General features: G+C 63.1%; 16 protein-coding genes. 5 read left to right on the forward strand and 11 right to left on the reverse strand.

The window, feature by feature from the left end; all coding sequences use genetic code 11:
- Window positions 1-64 precede the first annotated feature (64 nt).
- The 4 genes from lpxB to ACVWYF_RS08335 form a co-directional block, all read right to left on the reverse strand.
- Window positions 65-1,177, reverse strand: a complete 1,113-nt coding sequence (lpxB, locus tag ACVWYF_RS08320) for a lipid-A-disaccharide synthase (RefSeq protein WP_457066541.1) — start codon at window positions 1,175-1,177, stop codon at window positions 65-67.
- A 107-nt stretch (window positions 1,178-1,284) separates the two neighbouring features.
- Window positions 1,285-1,701, reverse strand: coding sequence for a 6-pyruvoyl trahydropterin synthase family protein (locus tag ACVWYF_RS08325; RefSeq protein ID WP_457066543.1), 417 nt, complete (start codon window positions 1,699-1,701; stop codon window positions 1,285-1,287).
- 83 nt (window positions 1,702-1,784) lie between these two features.
- Entirely contained in the window at window positions 1,785-2,786 is a 1,002-nt protein-coding gene (locus tag ACVWYF_RS08330) for a FecCD family ABC transporter permease (protein ID WP_457066545.1), read from the reverse strand.
- Entirely contained in the window at window positions 2,786-3,697 is a 912-nt protein-coding gene (locus ACVWYF_RS08335) for an ABC transporter substrate-binding protein (protein ID WP_457066547.1), read from the reverse strand. The genes ACVWYF_RS08330 and ACVWYF_RS08335 overlap by 1 nt, the downstream gene beginning before the upstream one ends.
- A 71-nt stretch (window positions 3,698-3,768) precedes the next feature.
- On the opposite strand from ACVWYF_RS08335, the gene rfaD reads away from it, so the two are divergent.
- Together rfaD and ACVWYF_RS08345 are read left to right on the forward strand one after the other, a co-directional pair.
- Window positions 3,769-4,737, forward strand: coding sequence for an ADP-glyceromanno-heptose 6-epimerase (gene rfaD / locus ACVWYF_RS08340; protein WP_457066549.1), 969 nt, complete (start codon window positions 3,769-3,771; stop codon window positions 4,735-4,737).
- Window positions 4,738-4,835: 98 nt separating this feature from the next.
- The gene (locus ACVWYF_RS08345) at window positions 4,836-6,203 is read left to right on the forward strand and encodes an FAD/NAD(P)-binding protein (RefSeq protein WP_457066551.1); all 1,368 of its coding nucleotides are present in this window, start codon (window positions 4,836-4,838) and stop codon (window positions 6,201-6,203) included.
- Window positions 6,204-6,256: 53 nt separating this feature from the next.
- Here the strand turns inward: ACVWYF_RS08345 and ACVWYF_RS08350 are convergent, their stop codons facing one another.
- From ACVWYF_RS08350 to ACVWYF_RS08365, 4 genes are all read right to left on the reverse strand, one after another.
- Complete coding sequence (locus ACVWYF_RS08350; protein ID WP_457066553.1) at window positions 6,257-6,535, reverse strand: hypothetical protein; 279 nt, start codon at window positions 6,533-6,535, stop codon at window positions 6,257-6,259.
- A gap of 167 nt (window positions 6,536-6,702) precedes the next feature.
- Window positions 6,703-7,710 carry a zinc-binding dehydrogenase gene (locus tag ACVWYF_RS08355; protein ID WP_457066555.1) on the reverse strand — a complete coding sequence of 336 codons (1,008 nt, stop codon included), beginning with the start codon at window positions 7,708-7,710 and terminating at the stop codon, window positions 6,703-6,705.
- 136 nt (window positions 7,711-7,846) lie between these two features.
- Complete coding sequence (locus tag ACVWYF_RS08360) at window positions 7,847-8,728, reverse strand: rhomboid family intramembrane serine protease (RefSeq protein ID WP_457066557.1); 882 nt, start codon at window positions 8,726-8,728, stop codon at window positions 7,847-7,849.
- A 74-nt stretch (window positions 8,729-8,802) separates the two neighbouring features.
- A complete protein-coding gene (locus ACVWYF_RS08365) occupies window positions 8,803-9,654 on the reverse strand; it encodes a hypothetical protein (protein ID WP_457066559.1) in 852 nt (283 codons plus the stop codon).
- A 152-nt stretch (window positions 9,655-9,806) separates the two neighbouring features.
- Here ACVWYF_RS08365 and ACVWYF_RS08370 point away from each other — a divergent pair, with 152 nt between their 5' ends.
- The 3 genes from ACVWYF_RS08370 to ACVWYF_RS08380 all read left to right on the forward strand — a co-directional run bounded on the left by ACVWYF_RS08370 (window position 9,807) and on the right by ACVWYF_RS08380 (window position 12,943).
- Entirely contained in the window at window positions 9,807-10,109 is a 303-nt protein-coding gene (locus tag ACVWYF_RS08370; protein ID WP_457066561.1) for a hypothetical protein, read from the forward strand.
- 213 nt (window positions 10,110-10,322) lie between these two features.
- Window positions 10,323-12,128, forward strand: coding sequence for a glycoside hydrolase family 10 protein (locus ACVWYF_RS08375; RefSeq protein WP_457066563.1), 1,806 nt, complete (start codon window positions 10,323-10,325; stop codon window positions 12,126-12,128).
- Window positions 12,129-12,259: 131 nt separating this feature from the next.
- On the forward strand, window positions 12,260-12,943 hold the full coding sequence (locus ACVWYF_RS08380; protein ID WP_457066565.1) for a DUF6624 domain-containing protein: 684 nt from the start codon (window positions 12,260-12,262) through the stop codon (window positions 12,941-12,943).
- Between the two features lie 83 nt (window positions 12,944-13,026).
- Here the strand turns inward: ACVWYF_RS08380 and ACVWYF_RS08385 are convergent, their stop codons facing one another.
- From ACVWYF_RS08385 to ACVWYF_RS08395, 3 genes are all read right to left on the reverse strand, one after another.
- A complete protein-coding gene (locus ACVWYF_RS08385) occupies window positions 13,027-14,280 on the reverse strand; it encodes a hypothetical protein (RefSeq protein WP_457066567.1) in 1,254 nt (417 codons plus the stop codon).
- 107 nt (window positions 14,281-14,387) lie between these two features.
- On the reverse strand, window positions 14,388-15,941 hold the full coding sequence (locus ACVWYF_RS08390; RefSeq protein ID WP_457066569.1) for a SusD/RagB family nutrient-binding outer membrane lipoprotein: 1,554 nt from the start codon (window positions 15,939-15,941) through the stop codon (window positions 14,388-14,390).
- Window positions 15,942-15,989: 48 nt separating this feature from the next.
- Window positions 15,990-19,145: a SusC/RagA family TonB-linked outer membrane protein gene (locus ACVWYF_RS08395; RefSeq protein WP_457066571.1), complete on the reverse strand. Its 3,156-nt coding sequence runs from the start codon at window positions 19,143-19,145 to the stop codon at window positions 15,990-15,992.
- Window positions 19,146-19,351: the final 206 nt, after the last annotated feature.

A 19,351-nucleotide genomic window follows, 5' to 3' on the forward strand; every position in this document is an offset into this window, starting at 1 on the left:
AAAGCCCCTGGAAATACCAGGAGCTTTTTGTAGATAATCGGCCGCCGCTAAGCGCGTCTGGCCGCTATTTATTTCGCAGGTAGCTCACCATCAGCTCGGCGGTTTTTTTGGCGGCCTGGTGCTGGCCGAGCTTTTCGCGCAGCTCGGCGTAGCCGGCCTTCATGCGGGCCAGATAGGCGGGGTCGGTGAGTAGGCTGCGCAGCTCATCGAGCAGGTTGCGGGCCGTGAAGTCACCCTGAATCAACTCCTTCACTACCTCGCGGCCGGCAATCAGGTTCACCAGCGAGATGTAAGGCACTTTGATGACCATCTTGCCGATGGCGTAGCTCAGCGAGCTGGTGCGGTAGCACACAATCTGGGGCACATCAAACAGGGCCGTCTCGAGGGTGGCCGTGCCGCTGGTGACGAGGGCCGCCGTGGCGTGGCTGAGCAGGTCGAACGTCTGGTCGAAGACGAAGCGGATACCGTTGCGGTGGAAGTGCTTGTAGTAGTTAGGGTCGAGGTTGGTGACGCCGGCCACCACGAACTGATATTCCTGAAACCCCGGCAGAATGGCAATCATCTCGTGCAGCATCTCCTCAATTTCCTGCTTGCGCGAGCCCGGTAGCACGGCAATAATGGGCTTGTCGGGCTCCAGGCGGTTGCGCTCGTAGAAGTCGGTGGTGGGCTGAAACTCGGCCACGGCATCGGCCGTGGGGTTGCCCGCGTAATCAACGTGGTAGTTGAACTTCTGGTAGAACTCCGTCTCGAAGGGCAGGATGACGAACATCTTGTCCACGCGGGCCTTCACCTGCTCGACGCGGCCCTGGTTCCAGGCCCATATTTTGGGCGATATGTAGTAGAACACCTTGATGCCGTGGTCTTTGGCAATTTTGGCCATGCGCAGGTTGAAGCCCGCGTAGTCAACCAGAATCAGCACATCGGGCTTGTAGGCCAGCAAGTCCTGCTGGCACTGCTTGAGGTAGCCGCGAAACTTGAGGATGCTGGTCGCGGCCTCCAGAAAGCCCATGATGGCCAGGTCCTGGTAGTGGCGCACGAGCTCGCCACCTTCGGCCTGCATCATGTCGCCGCCCCAGTAGCGGAACTGGGCGTCGGCGTCGTGCCCGCGCAGTTCGTGCATGAGGTTAGCAGCGTGGAAATCGCCCGACCGTTCGCCGGCAATGAGGTAGTATTTCATTTGTTGAGTTAAGAGTTAAAAGTTATGAGTTATGAGTTCTTGTTTGGGATGCTGGCTGGGTGAGAATCGACCAGGCCTCAACTCATAACTTTTAACTCTTAACTTCTTCAGCCGCCGTAATATTCTACGAAGTTGCGCGGCGTTTCGTAGAGTTTGATGCAGTGCAGCTTTGCGGGAGTGATGGCGGGCAGCTCGCGCTCGATGATTTGCCAGAAGGCGATGGCCAGGTTTTCGGTGCTGGCCATCTGGCCGGCCATGAAGGGCACGTCGAGGTTGAGGTTTTTGTGGTCGACCTGGTCGGTGATGTGCGTACGCAGCAGGTCGGATAGGGCCTTCAAATCGACGACAAACCCGGTTTCGGGGTCGGGTTCGCCCTTCACCGTCACAATGAGGTCGTAGTTGTGGCCGTGCCAGTTGGTGTTGGCGCAGGGGCCAAATACTTCGCGGTTGCGCTCCTCGCTCCACTTGGGATTATTGAGCTTGTGGGCGGCGTTAAAATGTTCCTGGCGACTGATGTATATCATTCTAGTTATTAGCTGTTAGTTGGCAGTTGTTAGTTTCGAAAGGCATTTATGTTTCCTGACAACTGACAACCAACAACTGGCAACTATGAAGTTTTCCGCAGCAAATATACGAAGAAGGGTACCCCGAACAGGGCCGTGACCAACCCCACCGGCAGCCCGGCCGGCGGGTAGAGCAGCCGGGCCAACAGGTCGCAGGCCAGTAAAAAGCTGCCGCCCAGCACCGCGCACGCCAATAAATTGTAGCGGCCCGTGGTGCCCAGCAGCCCCCGCGTGAGGTGCGGAATGAGCAGGCCCACGAAGCCCACCGGCCCGCACAGCGCCACCACCCCGCCCGTGAGGCCGGCCGCCAGCAGCACCAGCAGCCAGCGGAGCCGCGCCACGGGGAGGCCCAGGGCGGCGGCCCGCTCCTCACCCAGCAGCAACAGGTTGAGGTCTTTTTGCAGAAATGCCAGCACCAGCAGGCTGATGCCCAACGCGGCGGCCGGGTACGGAAGCACCTGCCACCCGGCCCGCTCGAAGCTGCCAAAGGCCCAGAATACCACGCTCCGCAGGCTGCCCTCGGGCGAGGCCAGGAAGGTGAGCAGACTGCCCACGGCCGCCGCCAGCGCCCCCACGGCCACGCCCGCCAGCAGTAGCGGGGCCGGCAGAATCCGGCCGCGCCGGGTGCCCAGCGCCACCACCAGCAGCGTGGCCCCGAATGCCCCGACCAGAGCCGCCACCGGCGGCAGATACACGCCCATAAACGTGAGCGACGGCACCAAAATATACGTCGCAATGGCCCCCAAAGAAGCCCCCGAGGCCGTGCCTAATAAGTAAGGGTCGGCCAGCGGGTTGGTGACCAGCGTTTGGAGCAGATAGCCGCTCACGGCCAGGCTGGCCCCGGCCAGCAGCGCCAGCACCAGGCGCGGCAGCCGCAGTTGCACCAAGACCAGCTGGGCCGGGTCGGCAGGATTGTAGTGCTGGAAGGTGTTCAGGACGAAGCTGTACGACGTGGTGTAGCTGCCCACGCGCAGACCCAGTATGAGCAGGGCCAGCGTGAGCAGCAGGCCGATTAGCAGCCACAACGCAGGGCGACGAATCGGCATTAGCGGGCGGAAGTGGGCGGTTTGGGCTCGGCCTGATTCAGCAAGACTTGTAGCTCCCGCACCGACTCGACCACGCGCGGACCGGGCCGCTCCATAAAGTTGCCGGTGATGGCGAATACACGCCGATTTTTATACGCCTTGATGCCCTTTAGCTCGGGGTAGTTTTTGAAGAACGTGCTGTCCAGCTTACCGAAGCTGCCGCCGAGCAGCAGGTCGGGATTCAGCTTGAGCACGTACTCGCGGGTGAGGGCCGGATAAGGCTGCGGGAAGGTTTCGGTGATGGCATTCTGGCCGCCGGCCAGGCGGATTTCATCGGTGAAGAGCGTGTTCTGGCCATAGCTGTAAATGGGGTCGAGCCAGGTGATGGCCAGCACGTTGGGCGGCGTGGCAGCTTGATGAGCGGCTGAGTTAGTCAGCAGCATCAGATTGTGCCGGAGCGAATCCGTAAGTTGGCGGGCCTGCGCCTCGCGTCCCAACAGCCGGCCTACTATGTCAATACCTTTAAAAACATCCTCCACAGTACGGTAGCGCTGGAAATACACCGGGATGCCCAGGTCCTGGAGGCGCTTGGCATCATCGACGGAAGTAATGCCTTCGATGGTAAAAACCACGTCGGGCTTCAATAGGACCAACTTTTCCAGGTCGAGCGGGTAGTTGTTGACGACCGGCTTGCGGTAGACGGCGGCGGGGTAGTTGTCCTGCGGCACGCGGGCCACGATGGTGGCAGTATCGGCCACGGCGAAGAGAATTTCGGTCATGCTGGGGGCCAGGGCCAGCACGCGGCGCGGGTGGGCGGGCAGGGTCAGGGCGCGGCCCATTCCGTCGAGCACCTGCACAGTGCCCGTTTTTTCGGTTTCGGATTGGCAACCCAGTAGCAGGGCCAGGGGTAAAAGCAGCAACAGAACACGCATGGCGCAAAGGTAGGCGGGCGGCCCGGCGCGCCGGTTTACCTTTGCCCACCTCCGCTTCAATCTTCGCTCCCATGATAGTAGTCACCGGCGCGGCCGGCTTCATTGCCAGCTGCCTAGTTTCCCGCCTCAACGCCGCCAATTTCAACGACATTGTGGTGGTGGATAATTTTTCCATCGAAAAGAAGCTGCCCAATATCGAAGGCAAAAAGCTGCGCGAGTACGTGGACCGCGAAACGTTTTTCGAGTGGCTTGATACCAACCACGAGCAGGTGGAATTCATTTTCCACCTCGGGGCCCGCACCGATACCGCCGAGATGGACCCGGCCGTGTTCGACGTGCTTAACCTGAACTATTCCAAGCAGATGTGGCTGGCCTGCGTGAAGTATAACCTACCGCTGGTCTACGCCTCCTCGGCCGCGACTTACGGCGATGGCACCCTGGGCTACACCGATAAAGACGAGGCCCTGTTCCCCCTCTACCGCCCGCTGAACCCTTACGGCGACTCGAAAAACGACTTCGACAACTGGGCTTTGCAGCAGGCGGAAAAGCCGTATTTCTGGGCGGGTCTAAAGTTTTTCAACGTGTACGGCCCCAACGAATATCACAAGGGCCGCATGGCTTCGGTGATACTGCACGCCTTCAACCAGATTCAGCAGTCGGGCTCGATGATGCTCTTTAAGTCGCACAACCCCGACTATACCGACGGCGGTCAGATGCGCGATTTTGTATATGTGAAGGATGTAGCGGAAGTGTGTTTTTTTCTATTGAACCACCGCACGCACTCGGGCATCTACAACCTGGGCAGCGGCCAGGCCCGCACCTTCCTCGATTTGGCGTTGAACACGTTCAGCGCGCTGGGCCGCACGGCAGATATTCAGTTCCGGGACACGCCGGAGGATATTCGGGATAAATACCAGTATTTCACTGAGGCCGATATGAGCAAGCTTCAGGGCATTGGCTACGACCAGCCATTTACGCGCCTGGAAGACGGCATTGCTGATTACGTGCAGAACTACCTCATGCCGGGGCGGTATATGTAGCGCGTACCGTGGACTCTGCGAGTCCGCGCATTGCCAGAACAACACGCGGACTCGCAGAGTCCACGGTACATTTTCAATTGCCTCACCTCCTTACGCCCGTGCCTCAACCCGCCCGTCTCGTCATTACCGTTGTGGGCGGCGGCTTCGCGGGCACGGCGCTGGTGTTGCAGCTGCGGCGGCAGGCGGCGCTGGCGGGGGCCGAAATTCACCTCATCGAGCCGCGGGACGCGCCCGGCCCCGGTCTGGCCTACACCGCCCGCCGGCCCGAGTACCTGCTCAACGTGCGCCCCGGCGGCCTGAGCCTGTACCCAGACGTGCCCAACCACTTTGCCGACTGGCTGCAAGCTCAGCCCGAAAGTGCCGCCGGCATCCCGGAATTTGCCTCCCGCGCCGCCTACGGGCGCTATTTGCGTGAGGAGCTGGCCCGGGAACTGGTCACGTCCGCCGTGCGCTGGCACCACACCAGCGCGGTGGCCGCTCCGCTCCTGCCCACTGGCCGCCGCGCCGTGCAGCTGGCCGATGGCACCGTAATCAGCAGCGATATCGTGGTGTTGGCACTGGGCAACTTCCCGCCCCCGCCGCCCGCCGGCCCCGACTACCGCTACCTTCAGCACCCCGGCTACCACGCCGACCCTTGGGTGATTGGCAACCTACGCCGCATCGGCCCCGACGAAGACGTGCTGCTCATCGGCTCAGGCCTGACGGCAGTAGATGTGCTGCTGGCCCTGCGCCAGGATGGCCACCGCGCCCCCATTACCGTGGTGGCCCGCCACGGGCGCTGGCCCTCGGCCCACGGCCCAGCAGCGGCCGCATACCCCAGTTTCTACCCAGAGTTGGCCCCCGAAACCACCGTAACGGGTGTGGTGGCGGTGTATAAGCGGCACCTGAAAGCCGCCGCCGCGCAGGGCCTCGACTGGCGGCCGGTACTGGATTCGCTCCGGCCCGATTTGGGCCGCATTTGGGCGGCGTGGCCGCTGGCGGAGCAGCGCCGGTTTCTGCAGCACCTGGCGGGGGTGTGGGCCGTGGCGCGCCACCGCAGCCCGCCCCAGAACGCTACGGCGGTGGCCGCCCTCACGGCCGCCGGACTGGTGCAACTGCACATCGGCACGGTGCGCGAAATTTTGCCGGACGGCAACCGGCTACGGATTGGCGTGCGGGCTCATGGGCTGAATAGGTGCTGGCACACCGCCGACCACGTTGTGAGTTGCGCGGGGCCGCTACTGGACTACACCCGCATCGCCGACCCGCTGGTGGGCAGCCTGCGCGCGGCCGGTGCCCTCACCCCCGACCCGCTGCATCTGGGCCTGCTCACCGATGCCCACGGCGCGCTACTGGCCGCCGATGGCACCGTTTCGCCGAACCTGTTCACGCTCGGCCCCAGCCGCCGGCCGGCTTACTTTGAGTCAACAGCTGTGCCGGAGCTGCGGCAGCAGGCGGCGGCGCTGGCAGCCCATCTGGCGCAATAAAAAGCCCCCGAAACAACTATTTCGGGGGCTTTGAATATCTGCCGGCCTGGCGGTCAGGCAGCCATGCGCTCCTGGCCGGGGTAGAGCGGCAGTACCGGGGCCTCATCAGCGAAGAAGGACGAAGCAGCAGAAACCGTTGCGGGAGCGGCAGCCGTATCAGTGGCGTGGTGGCGCAGGGCGCGCATCAGCAGGTAGCGGTATTTCTCGGCATCGGCCACGGCTTGCTCGATGGCTTGCAGGGCGGCATCATAGGCCACCACGGGCTGCAATTCGCGGCGGGGGCGGCGGGCTTCAAACACTTGGTTTTCGAGGTATTGGACGGCGGACTTCATCGCAGGAATCGGCTGGTTTTAAGTCATCTGACAGCGTACTTTATCAACCCCAAAACCTTCATTTTCATTCCAGAAAACAAAGGTTTTACCACTCATTTGACAAGCAAAACGGGGGCTCAGAATCAATGATTCTGAGCCCCCGTTTTGCTTGTTAATCAGCTAAATTTTTAGCCGATTTTCAGCACTACTTTGCCAAACTGCGCGCCCGCATCGAGGCGGCGCAGGGCGGCTTCGCCCTCGGCCAAAGGGAAGATTTCATCAATGACCGGCACAATCTTTTTCTCGGTAACGAGGTCCAACATGCCGTCGAAATCTTGGGCATTGCCCATGGACGAGCCCAGCAGGCTGAGCTGCTTCCAGAATACTTTGGCGGGCGGGATGTCGGTAATATTGCCCAGTGTACCCCCGAAAAACACGATGCGGCCACCCTGCGCGGCGGCGTCAAGCAAGGCCCCAAAGGCACTGCCCCCGGCACTGTCGATGATAACATCGAACGCCCCGCCGGCTTGTTGGGTGAGGGTTTTCACCCAGTTTTCGGCGTTGTAGCTGATGCCGCCTTTGGCTCCCAGCGCCTGGGCACGGGCAATTTTTTCCTCGGAGCTGGACGTTACCCACACCTCGGCACCCCGGGCCACGCACAGCTGCACCGCCGTGATGGCCACGCCGCCGCCCACGCCGGTCACCAGCACGCGCTCGCCGGGCTGTACTTGGGCGCGGGTGAAGGCCGCCCGGTAGGCCGTGAGGCCGGCCAGCGGCAGGGCCGCGCCCTGCTCGAAGCTGAGGTGGGCCGGCAGCGGCCGGATGTACTGGGCCGGCAGCGTAATGTATTCGGCAAAAGTGCCGGGGTCGGGCATGCCGAGAACTACAAATTCCTTGGCTTGGACGCGAAGATTATCACCCCAGCGCAGGCCGGGGTTGATGAGCACGCGGGTGCCCACGGTCGGGGCATCGGCGGGCACGTCGGTGCCGTGGGCGGCTACTTCGCCGGCTCCATCGGCCCCGAGGGTGCAGGGCAGCTTGATGCCGGCATACTTGCCCTGCTGAATGAATACGTCACGATGATTAAGAGCGGCGGCGTGCAGTTTCACCAGGATTTCGCCGGGGCCGGGCGTGGGCGTGGGCACGTCGCGCACGGTGGCGGGCTGGTTGATGGCATCGAGCTGGAGAGCTTGCATGAGGTGACTTTTGGATTTAGGTTAGTGGGGAACGGTAAGGAGCATCAGACTGAGCGGAGCGCAGTCGAAGCATTTCTACTGCGTAAGTAGCGGTAGAGATGCGCGGATAAGCGTCACATGGCACGTTTTGTTGGCACTACGCCGCCCCCGGATGCTCCACGCTCTTCAACCCGATAAACGACAGCGGGCCGGCAATGAACAGGCCCGTGGCCAGCCCGCCAAAGTGGGCTGCGTTATCAATGTTGCCGGTGAGGCCCGAGAGCAGGTTGCTGAGCACCAGATACAGCACGAGGCCCAGCATGGCGCGGCGGTCGGATTTATCGAGCACCAGCTTCTTGCCAATCAGGAGCGCCAGCAGCAGGCCGTAGAGGCCGAAAATAGCTCCGCTGGCCCCTACTGAGTTGATGCCCTGGGTGTTCCACCACAGGCTGGCCAGGCCGCCGCCCACGCCGCAGGCCAGGTACACCAGCAGCAGGCGCAGCGGCCCCACCCGGTCTTCCACCAGCAAACCCAACAGCCAGAGCGAGAGGATATTCAGCAGTAGGTGCGAGAGGCCGGCATGCACAAACATGTAGGTGAGCAGCCGCCAGGGCTGGCCGTGCAGCGTGAAATCGGTCACGTTGGAGCCCCAGCGCACGAGCTGCTGCCCGGTGGGGTCGGAGGCCGATACGCCGCTGAGCACCATGAGGCCGAATACCAGCAAGCAGGCATCGATGAGTAGCGGCGTGGCGAGGAAGCGGCGCGAGGGAATGAGCAGCCCGCGAAGCAGTTGGCCCAGCAGCTGCGGCCAGGTTTCGGCCTCGGTTTCGGCGGGTGGCGGGGGCGGGGCGAGGCGCGAGTTGTCGGGCAGCAGGCCGCGCCGGTTGAGCTCGGCCACGGCAGCAGCCCCCACGGCGGGCGGGTAGCGGGCCGAATTCTGGGCCAGGTACAGCAGTTCGGCTTCGGGCTTCTGGGCGAAGAGCTGGGCAGCGAGGGCGGCCGTGGAGCCGGGGGCGTGGTCGGGGGGCGATGATTCCATGGAAAGCCGGACGCGGCAAGGAGTGCGCCAGCTTCCCCAACCGGCCACTTTGCCAGATGTTGGAATTGGGCCGCTTACAGTCGCACCCGACGCACGATGGTATTGTAGGGCTGGCCCGTGACCGGCGATTTTGACAGCAGGCCGGAGAGCAGGTCGCTGACATCGGCGGTGCGTTTGCGGGTCTGGTCGTTTTCGTAGCTCTGGGGGTTGTTGGCCACAATCAGCAGGTCGTTCAGGCCTTCCTGCTGCTGCTGGGCCACGCGGGTCATGAGGTCGAGGTGGGTGGTCATGGCCGGGCCAAATTTATAGCTGTAGCGCAACGCCTTGTTCCACTGCTCCCAGGTGGCTTCCACGGCCTGAATGTGGCCCGGGAGGGCGGCATCAAGCTGGCCCTGCCGGGCCTGGTTCATCACGTATTCGGTCTGGGTTTCGGCGGTCCAGAAGCGCTTGGCCAGCTCGCGGTATTGGCGCAGGGGCATGGCTTCCTGGGCCGCAGCGGCGCGCTCGGCGGCCGGAATGCGCTGCACCTGCCGTTGCACGCTGGCCGTCACGGCCGGCCCGAAGTCGGGGATGGTGGAGGTGGCCACCGCTATGAGGCGGGGCGGCGCTTTGGGCTTGGCCGGGGCGGCGGCCACCGTTGGCGCGGGGTTATTGTTCTGCTTGATGAAGTAGAATACGCCCAGGCCCAGGGCCAGCACCACGGCTACGGCCAGCACCAGCGGGCCGGTAGGCAGGCTGCGCGTAGCTGGCGCGGCGGCCGTGGCCAGCGGGGCCGGCGCGGGCTGGGGCAGCGCCACGCCCCGGCGGCGCAGTTCGCGGCGGGCTTCGGCCACAATGTCGGGCTGGTAGTGGTCAGGGTTTTCGACGAAGAACTGCAACTCGGCGTCGGTTTTCTGGTGGTAGAAGTCGGTGATGGAATCGGCCACGGCAGGCGGGGAAATGGGTTGAAAGGGAAAACCGGCGGCAAGATGGCATACACCGCGCAATCGGCCGCGCCCAACCGTGCGGGCCGTCGGCCGTAAACCCAGCTATGGGGCCGCTTTCGCGTCTCTCTCATCCTTTTCATTTCCTCTCAACCATGCCCGACCCCACGCAGAATCCCACCGACCCGCAGCCCGACTTCGCGCCCACGTCGAGCACGCCCGACGAATCGTCGGAGCAGGCTGCCACCGTAAACCCTACGCCCGACAAAGGGCCTGATGAGCAGCCCCGCACCGGCAGCACCATCCCCAGCAGCACCCAGCAGAACATGGGCGACGGCGCGGGCATTCGCGGTGACTATGGCGACGCCAGCCAGACCAATGGCCTCGAAGGCGGCCCCGATACCAGCCCCGACACCCCCGACCAGCCGATGACCGATACTGAGCTCACGGGCTCGTAAGTCCGGCAGCAATAACCGCTTAAAAACGGTCATGCTGAACGCAGCCGAAGCATCCCTATCGCAGTACTAAATCCTATTAGTTGCGCAGTAGGGAGGCCTCAGCTGCGCTCAGCATGACCGTTCTTTATTCAGCATGACCGTGCTTTTGCATCATACCTACCCGCTTTAATGGCGTAATTTGCGGCCATTATTCCCGCTGCTGATTATTCCTTGATGCTCCGTTTCCTTGCCGCTGGCCGGTTTTTGCTGTTGATAATGTTGCTGAGTGGCCTCGGCAGCCTGGTTCCCGCGCTGGCCCAGACGGCGGGCGACTCCACCGAAACCCCGCCGCCGCCCAAACGCGAGCTGCGCGGCATGTGGATTGCCACCGTCGAAAATATCGACTGGCCCAACCAGCGCGGCGAGGCCCCCGAGCAGTACCGCCGCGACTACCGCCGCCTGCTCGATGCCGGCCAGCGCGCCGGCCTCAACGCGGTGTTCGTGCAGATTCGGCCCGCCTCGGATGCCTTTTATAAATCGGACCTGGAGCCTTGGAGCAAGTGGCTGACCGGTGTGCAGGGCAAGGCCCCCGCCAATGGCGACGACCCGTTGCCCTTCCTCATCACCGAGGCGCACCGGCGCGGCATGGAGTTTCACGCCTGGTTTAACCCCTATCGCGCCACCATGGACTCGGTGACGCGTCGGCTGGCCCCCAACCACCCTTACCGCCAGCACCCGCAGTGGTTTTTGCGCTACGGCGGGCAGCTGCTGTACAATCCCGGCCTGCCGGAAGTGCGCGCCCACATCACCCGCGTGATTCTAGACGTGGTGCGGCGCTACGACATCGACGCGGTGCATTTCGATGATTATTTCTACCCCTACCCCGACCCGGGCAAGGTGTTTCACGATGAGGCGGCCTTCCGCGATTTCAATCCCGACAGCCTCCAGAAGCTGGGCGATTGGCGGCGGCAGAACGTCAACATTCTCATCCGTGACCTGCACGACAGCATTCAGAGCGCCAAGCGTTGGGTGAAATTCGGCATCTCGCCCTTTGGGGTTTGGATGAATAAGTCGAAGGATTTTCCGCAGGGCTCCGATACCCATGCCGGGCAGCCGTCGTACTCGAATTTGTATGCCGATACGCGGCTATGGCTGGAAAAAGGCTGGATTGACTACGTGGTGCCGCAGCTGTACTGGAGCACCAATTTCCGCCTCTGCCCCTACCCCGTGCTAGTGAAATGGTGGGCCGAGAACCACTTCGACCGCCACCTCTACATCGGCCACGGCACCTACCGGATGCTGGAAAGCACCCGCTCCGATACCACCTGGCGCAACCCGCGCGAACTGCCCCGCCAGATTCGCATCAACCGCGCCACCGATGGCGAGGCCGTGGGCAGCGTGTTCTTCTCGGCCAAGTCGGTGCTCACTAACCCGCTCCACACCACCGACTCGCTGCGGCAGGACCTGTTCCGCTACCCCGCCCTGGTGCCGGCCATGCCCTGGAAAGACAACGTGCCGCCCCTGCCCGTGACCAACCTCACGCTGCGCCGCCTCAGCCACTACGTGACGCTGAACTGGCAGTCCGGCCTGCCCGCCGCCGACGGCGACGCGGCCACCTACTACGTCCTCTACCGCTTCGAGCCCACCGAGGCCAGTACCCCCAACGACCCGCGCCACATCCTGGCGCTGCCCCGGCCGGCCCCCGGCTTCCCCGCCACCTACGTGGACACCACGGCAGTGCCCGGCCAGGCCTACGCTTACTACGTGACCGCCGTGGACCGCCTGCACAACGAGAGCCGGCCCATGCGCGTCATCACCACCGGCCAGCAATCGGCGGAGCTGGCCCTGGGCCAGGCCCCCGGCGGGGTGCGCCCGGCCGCCCCCGCCGTGGCCGCGCAGCCCGCGCCGGCTACCCCGCGCCCCAGCATCCGCCTCAATGCCCCAGCCGACAAGCCCGAAGCCTCGGCTCCTTTTTCCAAGCTCAAAATCAAGGAGAAGCCCAAGAAGCACGGCTTCTTTGCGCGGCTGTTTGGCCATTAATTCCGGCAGTATTTCAACGGCGTCGCATTGTAGCTTCCTAACACAATAGGACTGCAAAATACTGCGTTTCAAGTACGACGCAACGCTGCGCGAAATTCATTGAACCGAATTTATTCTTTTCCATCTTCGCTATGAGCCGGTTCCTTTTCATCTTCTTCGCCCTGTTCAGCACGGCCGCCGCTGCCCAGCCCCGCCTGAACGCCGCTCTCAAGCACGAGTTGGACAGTATTTATGTCCTCGACCAGCACTACCGGGAACTGATAAGTGCCGCATCTACCCCCCGCGGGGTTGACTCTGTGGCACGGCAAATGGGCATAACTGGCCCCGAACTCAGCAACTACCTGATTGGCAAGATGCTGATGACCGACTCCAGCAACATGCGATGCGTGGCCCGCATTATCCGGCAGCACGGCTACCCGGGCAGGGCACTAGTGGGCACGCCCGCAAATGAGGCGGCCTTCTACGTTATCCAGCACTCCAACGCCATCCCGCGCTACCTGCCGCTGGTGAAGCAGGCTGCCGAAACCGGCGAACTGCCCTTCCGCCTCTACGCCATGATGTTGGACCGCCAGCTCATGTACGAAGGCAAAGAGCAGGTGTACGGTACACAGGGACGTTTTTTCACGATACCGAACCCGGCTACCGGCCAGCCGCAGTCCGTCAAAATCATTTGGCCCATCAAGGACGCGGCTGGCGTGAACGCCCGGCGGCGCAAAGCCGGTTTCGACCAAACCGTGGAGGAAAACGCACAACGCCTAGGCATCCCCTACCGCCCACTCACGTTGACCGAAGTAAACAAAATGCAAAAGCAATAGCCTGACATAAGGTTTTACCAAACCAAAAGAGGCCTTTCCCGCGCGGGAAAGGCCTCTTTTGGTTTGGTAGTAGCTCAAAGCTGCTACAGCGACCTGTACTCGAACCGCACCCGGGCGCTGGAGCCGGCACTGCCTGCCTTCACGCTGAGGATGCGCAGGAGCATGACTTCCGCGCCGCGCACTTTCACGGCAAACACGTCGTTGGCCGCAATTGCGCCCACGTCGGCCAGGGCCAGCGTGGGGTTCAGGTAGAGGGCCGTGGCGGTGGTGTTCACGCTGGGCGAGGAGTAGAAACCGGCCGCGAGCTGCGCCGCCGACAGGCGGTAGAGGCGCGTGGTGTTGGCCGCCGACAGCGTGACGCTGTTGCCGGTGCCGCTCAGGAACAGGTCTTTGGCGGTGGCGGGGTTGGCGGCGGGCTCAATGAGGCCGGTGCGCAGGTTGAACGCCAGCGAATCGAGCGTCACGCCGGGGCCGCCGGCTATGCGGCCGGTGCGCAGGGTTGCCAGCGGCGTGGGGTTGGCCACGTTGATGGGCGGAGCGGTAATGGTGAGCGTCTGCACGGCGGCGTAGGCTTCAAAGATGAAGGTGACGGGCTGGCCGTTGGCTTTGGGCGGAATGGTCACGTCCACGGTGCGGGGGTTGGCCGCGCCGGTCGTGGGGGTGCGTATCACGCTGGCCCGCACCCGCGGCTGCGTGCCGATGCGATAGAAGGTAGTGAGGCTATCCACGCCCTTAAACAGCAAGCCCGTAGCCGGCGGCGTGGGCACCGCGCCCAGCCCTCCTTTGTTGAGGATGACGGGGTAGCCGATAACGTCGCCTTCGCTTTGGGCCGTGGCCGTAAGGGCATTACGGAACACCGGCACCGGCGGCGTGGTGGCAAATTCCAGCGTGGCCGGCGCGGCCACCGTGTAGACGAAGCGGCGCAGGCGCTTGCCGCCGTTCTGGAAGTTCAGGGTCACATCCACGCGCACCAGCACGCCGTTGGCGGCGGTGGCGGGCACCACGTAGGGCAGCGCCTGCACCAGCAGGCCGCCGGCGGCATTGTAGGTACCGTTGGCCGCGTAGGTGCCGGTCACCGTCGAGTCGGTTTTGCCCACTACCTGAAACACGGTCACGTCGCGCAGCTGGTCGGCCTCGGCGAAGGACACGTAGAGCGGCACGGCATCGCCGGGGGCGTAGCGCGTGGCCAGGGGCACCCGGGGCAGGCCCAGCCCCGCAAAGCCAGGGGCCGAGTCGGGGGTGTAATAGGTATCCAGGTCTTTTTTACAGCTGCCCAGCAACAGGCCCAGCAGCGGCAGCACCAGCAGCAGCAGGGTTTTACTTGAAAAATGGCTCATATAACGGGAGGTTAAAGTCGTGAAAGGGGTATTCAGAAGAACGTCATGCTGCCGCTATTGGGTCATGCTTCGCTACGCTCGGCATGACCCAATGGCGGCCACTACCGCTACGGGCGGTCGAACCACAGGGGCTTGGTGGCGTAGTCTTCGTTGGTCGTGGCGCCGGCCTCGGCAAAGAGGGCAGCCACGGCGTTGGGATTCACGGCTACTTCGGTGGCACCGGGCAGCAGGCGGCGCGGGAACTTTCCGGGGGCCAGGGCCAGCGGCGGCGTGCTGCCGGTGTACTTCGGAAACTGCAGGTTGACGTAGATGGCCGTGCTGAAATCCAGCCGGCGCATATCCGACCACGAGTCCGGGTTCAGGAACATGGCGATGTACTTCTGCTCCATAATGCTGCGCAGCGTGAGGTCGGCCGGGTTCTGGGGCACGGCGGCGCTGGCCAGGTAGGCATTAATCTGGGCATCGGTGATGAAGGGGAACGTGACGGTGGGCGGCGAGTAGGTGCCGCCGGTGCTCATCTTCTTCATGTGCGCCCGGATGCCTTCTTTGAGGGCGGCTAGGGCACGGGGCAGGTTGTTGGCCCGGAAGGCGGCTTCGGCCTCGATGAACTTGAGCTCGTGGTAGGTGATGGCCTCGAAGTAGCCCAGGTCGCGGGCGTACCAGCCGCCGTAGAAGTCGGTCACTTGCGGCACCGAGCCGGGCAAGAAGTTGGTGGTGGTGCCCAGGCCGGGGTCGGTGCCGGTACTGGTCGTGGGTATCATCACCCCAAAGCGCGGGTCAACCACGCCCGAGAACGTCGTTCCGTTCAGGTACTTAACAATGTTGGCCGAGTACGTGGCCCCGCCGAAGTTATTCCGCGTGGGACCGTAGATGTTGGTCGTGTTCGAGAGCGGTGCCACCGCCACCTGGAAGTTAACCTGGGCATCGTCGGCCGACGAAGTGAAAGCCTGGTCGCACAGGGCCAGTACGGCGGCGGCGCTGTAGGCAGTTTTTCTGGTGAGGTGCTGGGCCTGGCGGGCCTTCAGGGCGTAGGCCAGGCGCAGCCACTTGGCGGGGTCGCCCTTGTACAGAATGTCGCCGCTTTCGCTGGGCGAAGTGCTGTAGAAAGGGCGGAACTCGGCGCTGGCCGGCTTGGCCATTTCCACCGCGCCCTCGTCGCAAAGCTGGTTGATGGTGGCGTAAATCTTTTCCTGCGGGTCGTATTTGGGCGTGAAGTTGGCCCCGCCCTGGTACGCTTCAGAGTAGGGAATGTCGCCGAGCATGTCGGTGGCGTGGGCCAGAATCAGGGCCTGCATGATTTTGCCGGCCCCTACGTAGTAGGGCGAGCCCTCGTCCTGCGCCGACTTCATCATGCCCGGAATGTTGCCCCCAGACTGGAAATAGCTATAGTTAAACGTATTGGTGCTGTTGGCGTTGGTCAGCAGAAACTGGTCGGCCCCGGCGTTGGCGGTGCGGCTGGCCACGTACTGCGTGAGGTAGGGCAGGCGCAACGAGGTGAACATCTGGGTCTGGATGCCGTTGGAAATGATGCCGGGCAGCAGGAAGTTCGGCGTCGAGACGACGGGGTTGTTGGGGTTGTTGTTCACGTCGAGAAACTTCTCGCACGCCGTGAGGGCGCCGGTGCTTAGCAGCAGGCCCAGCCCGATTATATATCGTTTCATTGGATGAGTAGTTAGGAAGTTGGCCATCATGCGGAGCAGAGCCAGGCCTTAGAAATTCACGCGCAAGCCCATGTCCACGCCGCGCGTGCCCGGAACGTTGCCAAAGTCGAAGCCGTTCGAGCCGCCACCGCGCACGCCAGCACCAGCCGCCGCCGTTTCGGGGTCGCCGCCGGTGTATTTGGTCAGCAGCACCAGGTTGCGGCCGGTCACGCTGAACTCCACACCTTTGATGAAGCCGGTGTGGCTCAGCAGCGTAGTTGGCAAGGCGTAGCTCAGGGTCACGTAGCGCAGGCGGGCCCACGAGCCGTCCTCCACGAACACGGTGCCGATGCCGCTCAGGGTGCTGTAGTAGTTCTGAGTCAGCTCCACCGAGCGGGTGTTAGGGGTGTAGGTGGTATTGCCGGCCGCATCTTTTCCGGCCACTACACCATTGAATACTACCTGCTTATAACGGTCCTGGGTGCGCAGTGAGGTGCCCACGCCGGTCTGGTACTGGTCGTTGCCGTTCACCACCACGCCGCCCTTGCGGAAGTCGAGCAGTGCCGTCAGCGACAGCGCTTTGTAGGTGAACGTATTGGTAAGCTGAGTGGTGAACTGCGGAGCGCGGTTGCCGGCGTACACGGTGGGCGGCGCGGCCGTGCCCGTAGGGTAGCCCGTCGAGGCGATGATGGGCATGTTGTAGTACTGGCTATTGGGGTCGGTCACGCGCACGAAGTCGGTGGCGGCCAGACCCGAAATGGAGCGGCCGGGGAACGCACCGCCCTCATGCACATTGGTGATGAAGGCATCGGATTGCAGCACCACTGTGAGCGGATAGGGCAGTTCTTGCACAATGTTGGTGTTGTGGTAGAAGTTGGCCACAATGTCCCAGGTGAAGTTTTTACCTTTCACGGGCGTGCCGGTCAGCGAGATTTCCTGGCCTTCGTTGGTCACGATGCCGCCGTTGATGTACTGCAGGATGAAGCCAGCCGACTGGCTCACGCGGGGCGCGATAATCTGGTCGGTGGTGCGCGAATAGTAGTAGTTGAAGTCCAGCCCCAACCGGTTTTTCAGGAACTGCAGGTTCATGCCGGCCTCGTAGGTGCGGGTACGCTCGGGGCGCAGCAGCGGGTTCGAGCCGAAGAAGTCGTTGCGGAAGCCGCCACCGATGTACGTATTCTGCGTCAGGGCCGACTGCACGCGGTAGGGCTGCGTGTCCTTGCCCACTTCGGCCACCGAGGCGCGGACCTTGCCGTAGTTCAGGATGTTGTTCTGCTCCAGGCCCAGCGTTTTGGTGAACTCGTAGCCCAGGCCGGCCGAGCCGTAGAGGAATCCCTTGCCGTAAATCTTGTTCTGGTCGGGGCGCGGCAGGGTCGACGACTGGTCGTAGCGGCCCTGCAATTCCACGAAAATCTGGTCGAGCAGCGTCACGCTCAAACGGGCAAAGTTGCCGATGAGGTGGCGCTTGGTATCGCGCTGCAAGGCGTTGCGGTTCACGGTGTTGTTCAGGCCCACGAAGTTGGGGTTCTGAAACACGAGGCCGAGGTAGTCCACGGCCTGGTCCTTGTTTTCCTCAATGGAGTTGCCCAGCACCAGCGAGGTGCCAATCTTTTCGCCGAAGCTGTGGGAGAAGCTGGCCAGCGTGGTGGCGGTCAGCAGGCGGAACTGGTCCACGGTTTCGGCAATGCCGCCGTTCTGGTTGCTCACCTGCGAGGTACCCACGGCCCGCACCGACGTATTGCGCGAAGTATAGAGGTCAGTACCGATGTTATGACTCAGCGTCACCCACTTAAAGGGCTTGAAGCTGAGCTGCACGTTGCCGATAAAGCGGTTGGTGCGGTCAGTCTGCGGGTTGTTGTACACGGTCCAGTACGGGTTGTCGGCGTCAGCATCCACCCCATTGCCGGGGGCCAGCAGGCGGCGGCGGGTGCCGTCCGGGTTCAGGTAGTTGCGGGCATCGTCGTCACGCGGCCAGTTTATCAGGCTCAGCAAAAAGCCGCCCGACGAGGTGCCGGCCGTGGTGAGCAGGCCCTGCCCCTGCAAGGGCCGCAGGCCGCCCGAGGTCAGGTATTCGGCCGAGCCACTCACGCTGAATTTGGGCGAGATGGCGGCCGTGCCCGACAGGCGCACCGTGCTTTTGTCGTAGTCGCTCTGGGGCACCACGCCGTTTTGCTGGAGGTTGGAAGCCGATACGAAGAAGCTGGCTTTGTCCGAGCCGCCCGACATATTCAGGAAGTTCTGGAAGGCGTGGCCTTTCTGGAAGAAGTTGCCCACGTTGTCGTACACCGGCTCGCCGGGCGCAAAGCGCGGGCCCCACGACTGGCGCGTGGTGAGGTCGGCCAGGCCATTGCTGCCGCGCTTGTATTGGTCCTGCATTTTGGGCAGGCGGCTCACCTCATCCACCGAATACTGGGTGCGGTAGTTGAGCGTGGTGCGACCGGCCACGCCTTTTTTGGTGGTGATAACCACGGCCCCATTGGCGGCGCGCAGGCCGTAGAGGGCAGCGGCGGCGGGGCCTTTCAGCACCGTCATGCTCTCAATGTCCTCGGGGTTAAGGTCGCCGGCGCGGTTGGCCGCACCCACCGAGCGGCCCAGCAGGCCGTTGAACTGCGAGCCCGCGCCGGGTGCGGCGCTCTCCTGAAACGAGCTGTTATCCATTATCATCCCGTCGATGACGAACAGCGGCTGGTTGTCGCCGTCGAGCGAGGTGCCGCCCCGGATAACGATGCTGGCACCCTCGCCCGGCGAGCCGCCCGAGGACGTGATGTTCACCCCAGCCACCTTGCCCTGCAAGGCATTCACCACGTTGGTCTGGCGCGAGTCGATGATGTCCTTGCTCTTCACTTCCTGCACGGCCGTCACCAGCTCGCGCTTGTTTTGGGCAATGTTGTAGGCCGTCACCACCACCTCATCGAGGCCGGTGGTGCTTTCCTTCAGGGCCACGTCCACGGCCCCATCGGCACCCACGGTGCGCTCCTGCGAGCTGTAGCCGATGAAGCTGAACACGATGACCGCGCCCGGCGCGGCCGATACCGTGTAGCGGCCGTCGGAGCCGGTGGTGCTGCCGGTAGTGGTGCCTTTCACGAGCACGGTCACGCCGGGCAGCGGGCTTTGGTCGGTGCCCGAGGTGACAATGCCCGACACCGGGCGGGCCGTCTGGGCCCAGACGGGCGTGGCCAGCAGCACGCCCAGCAGCAATAGCATTAGCCAGTATGTTTTCTTCATGGAAAGAGGGATTAGGGTGAGGAATTGGGGGTGAGAATCAACGAAAAAGCCGGAACCCGGCGCGGCGTACGCTTAGGTTCCGGCCTTAGGCAAAGGCGGTAAGGGGCAACAACAAGCAGCTGTGCAACTCATGGCATCAGGACTAAAAGAGTGAGTAGTGGGAAAGAAGGGGTCAAATGTGCGAAATAATCAGGTAACATTCACTG

Source organism: Hymenobacter sp. UYAg731 (assembly GCF_054061335.1).